Origin of the sequence: Microbacterium sp. (genome assembly GCF_047972865.1) — a bacterium.
GTDB lineage: Bacteria > Actinomycetota > Actinomycetes > Actinomycetales > Microbacteriaceae > Microbacterium.
Window position 1 is genome coordinate 1 of record NZ_JBKEAY010000184.1, and the last position, 3,197, is coordinate 3,197.

The following is a 3,197-nucleotide window of genomic DNA, read 5'->3' on the forward strand; positions in this document are numbered from 1 at the left end:
AGGTCTGCTTCGGCGCGCCCGCCCCCAGAATCGGCGACAAGACGTCGGGCACGCGCGGCCCGATTCCATCCTCACCGAACCTGTCGCCGGCATCCTCACCTGACGCGGCGCCCTACACCCGTGTCGAGGGAGCTCGCGCTGTTCCGCGGCCGGTATCTGATACGAGACGGTTTGGTGGTCGCTGCGGTCATCGTCCCGCACGGGATGGGTGCCGTGGCCACCAGCCCCCAGCACTAGCGGCTCGACGCGGAGCGCCCAACGGCTCCGTCGAACCCCTGCGGGGTCCTCCTCGCTCGCAGTTCCGCCCACGGGCGAACCTGGTGGCCGACACAGCACCCCGTTTCCACGCCCCCCGATCGACCAGGCAGGCCCGGGGGACGATGTGTCCACATCGACAGCGACGGCCTTTCCAACGATCGGGCCGAGCAGCGACGGCCGGGGCACGAGGCACTTCGGTCGCCGAACGCCACCGGTAGCTGACCAGCCACGACCGAGTATTCGGCACCCACTCGGTCCGGAGTGAACCGCGGCACGGTCTACCGGTGGTGGCCCACCCAGACCGAACTGCTGAACGACGCCCTGCAGTTCCACGAACGCCATCGCGCCGACGCGCCGGACACCGGCTCGTGGGAGGGCGATGTGCGCGCCCTGATCACCCAACTGGCGTCCCTCGCTGCGGACCCGATCGAGCGAGCGCTCATGGCAACGATGATCTCAGGCCGCTACCCGACCTTGAACGAGACGATGCTGAGCTGGCACCGCGGACACCAGCCGCACTGGCACGCGATGATCGGTCGGGCGATCGGCCGGGGCGAGGTCAGCCCCGACATCGACATGGCCACCCTCATCCGAACCATGCCGTCGCCCGCGCTCACCGCGTCCCTCTTCGACGCACGAGCGCTCACCCAGACCGAAGTCGATGCGCTGGTGACGCTGATCTGCCGCGCGACCGTGCCTCAGCAGGCACGGTCCGAGGGGGAACGACGAGCCTGAAGGTCCGCACACAAGTACATCGCCCGGACCTTCCGGCCCGGGCGATCTAGGAAATCTTCTTCCTGTGTCGGAGGGGGGAATGCAACCCTTAACCCACGCCATCGGGGTCACTGGATTGCGGTGCCTGCAGCGGCCTGACCTGGCGAAATGCACCATCGGCCGGGTCGACGCTGTCGTTCGGTCTTTGGTCCGCGCCGTTCCAGGCGATGCGGGGAAGGCCGGCCAGGAGCTACGACAACATCCGGCTCGGGTCGCAGAGACGGCGCGGCAGACGCGACACGTTCAGGCGGTCCGTGGGGCGTACATGATGACGGCGACGCCAACGAGACAGATCGCAGCGCCGATCAGGTCATAGCGGTCCGGGCGATACCCGTCCACGATCGTTCCCCACAGCAACGAGCCCACAACGAACACGCCCCCGTAGGCGGCGAGGACACGTCCGAAGCTCGGGTCCTGCTGGAGTGTTGCGACGAACCCGTAGGCGCCGAGGGCCGCAACGCCGCCGCTGAGCCACAGGGCGCCGCGGTGTTCCCGAAGTCCCTGCCATACCAGCCAGGCTCCACCGATTTCGAATGTTGCAGCCAGCAGGAACACCAGAATCGAGCGAAGGGTCGCACGCATCGCTCGCGTTACAGGTGGGCCTTCGGCAACTCCGGGGCCGAACCGTCGTTGCTGATGCCGGGTGTCGTGTGCAGCGACGCCGCGAGAGCCCGTTGCAGTGACCCTACGATCGGAACGGCTGCCCCCACGTGCATCACGTTCAGCCATACCGCCCGGCTCGCACCAGCAGCACTCGGCCGACCTCGGTTGAGCCGGTGAACGATACCTGTGCCGCTCGAATACTCGCGCGTGTGCGCTGATCAGCACGTTTGCTCGCCATCCTGGACCCTGATGTCTCGTCTTCTCTACCGCTTCCTCGCCCAGCTCGCGGGTCTCGCCGTGCGTTCCGGACGCTGGAAGGACCTGCAGATCATCGTCTTGCGCCACGAGAACGCTGTATTGCGCCGCCAGGTCGGCCGACCCTCGCTCAACGAGGACGACCGGAGCCTGCTCGGCGCGATCGCCGCAGCGCTACCCAAGGCGCTACGGACAGGTTGGATCGTTACGCCCGAGACCCTGCTGCGCTGGCACCGCAAACGGATCACCCGCCACTGGACCCAGCCACCAACTCGCCGCGCCGGTCGACCACCGATCAATGCTGGGCTGAAGCAGCTGATCGTGCGCCTCGCCACCGAGAACCCCACGTGGGGACACCGCCGGATCCAGGGCGAACTCGCCCGGCTTGGCCACAAGATCGCACACTCGACCGTGTGGCAGATCCTCACCGTCAACGGCATCGACCCGTCCCCGAACCGCTCCGATGTGACCTGGACCGAGTTCCTGCGCTCCCAAGCCGCCGTCGCCTGCGACTTCTTCACCGTCGACACCGCATTCCTGCGCCGCTACTACGTCCTGTTCTTCATCCACGTCCGCAGCCGCGAGGTCATCTTCGCCGGCGTCACCGCCAACCCGACTGGCGCCTGGACCACCCAAGCGGCGCGGAACCTGTTCACCGGCCACTGCGAGACACTCGAGGACGCCAAGGCTCTCGTTCGCGACCGAGGGAGCCAATTCGTCGACGGATTCGATGAGGTGTTCCGGACCGAAGGATTCAAGATCCTCCGCACACCCGTCCGGGTCCCGGTCGCGAACACAATCGCTGAGCGATGGATCGGCTCGATCCGCCGCGAACTCCTCGACCGCACCATCATCTGGAACCAACAGCAACTCGAACGACTCGTTCGCGACTACATCGCCCACCACAATCAGCACCGGCCGCACCAATCACTCGGCCAACGACCACCGACACCGGTCACCGAGTCACCCGAAGTGTCGCCTCCGACTCCTGGGACTCCCATCGTGCTGCGAACCAGCCGATGCGACGGACTGATACACGAATACGAAAACGCCGCCTGACCAGGGACGACCGAATATTCGGCGCCCGCGCGCCTTTCGTGGGTCGGTCGCGCGTGTGGCCGTTCGTGCCGCTGCAGCCGAGGGCTGGAGTCGCTTTGAGGCCAACCCCGCAGCGAAGCGGAGGGGGCGGCAGGACAACGAGCGAAGCGAGGCGTCAGCCCTGGTCAAAGCGGCGGAGTGATCCATCAGCAGCGCCACTGGCCGCGTGAGCGGTCGTGTCAGTCAGGCCCGCAACGCTGGCGGTGTCG

3 protein-coding genes are annotated in these 3,197 nt (G+C 67.0%); 2 read left to right on the plus strand and 1 reads right to left on the minus strand.

Annotated features, from left to right (window positions below):
- The first annotated feature begins 519 nt into the window (after window positions 1-519).
- Entirely contained in the window at window positions 520-993 is a 474-nt protein-coding gene (locus ACK5KK_RS11055; RefSeq protein ID WP_416890140.1) for a TetR-like C-terminal domain-containing protein, read from the plus strand.
- A 282-nt stretch (window positions 994-1,275) separates the two neighbouring features.
- Here ACK5KK_RS11055 and ACK5KK_RS11060 read toward each other — a convergent pair whose 3' ends face one another.
- Window positions 1,276-1,614 carry a YnfA family protein gene (locus ACK5KK_RS11060; RefSeq protein WP_416890141.1) on the minus strand — a complete coding sequence of 113 codons (339 nt, stop codon included), beginning with the start codon at window positions 1,612-1,614 and terminating at the stop codon, window positions 1,276-1,278.
- 270 nt (window positions 1,615-1,884) lie between these two features.
- Between ACK5KK_RS11060 and ACK5KK_RS11065 the strand changes: the two genes are divergently transcribed.
- Complete coding sequence (locus ACK5KK_RS11065; protein WP_416890142.1) at window positions 1,885-2,949, plus strand: transposase; 1,065 nt, start codon at window positions 1,885-1,887, stop codon at window positions 2,947-2,949.
- Window positions 2,950-3,197 lie beyond the last annotated feature (248 nt).

What these genes read in the sequence shown, in the direction of transcription:
- ACK5KK_RS11060 (WP_416890141.1), bottom strand. Translation starts at nt 1,614, where the DNA reads ATGCGTGCGACCCTTCGCTCGATTCTGGTGTTCCTGCTGGCTGCAACA.
- ACK5KK_RS11065 (WP_416890142.1), top strand. Translation starts at nt 1,885, where the DNA reads ATGTCTCGTCTTCTCTACCGCTTCCTCGCCCAGCTCGCGGGTCTCGCC.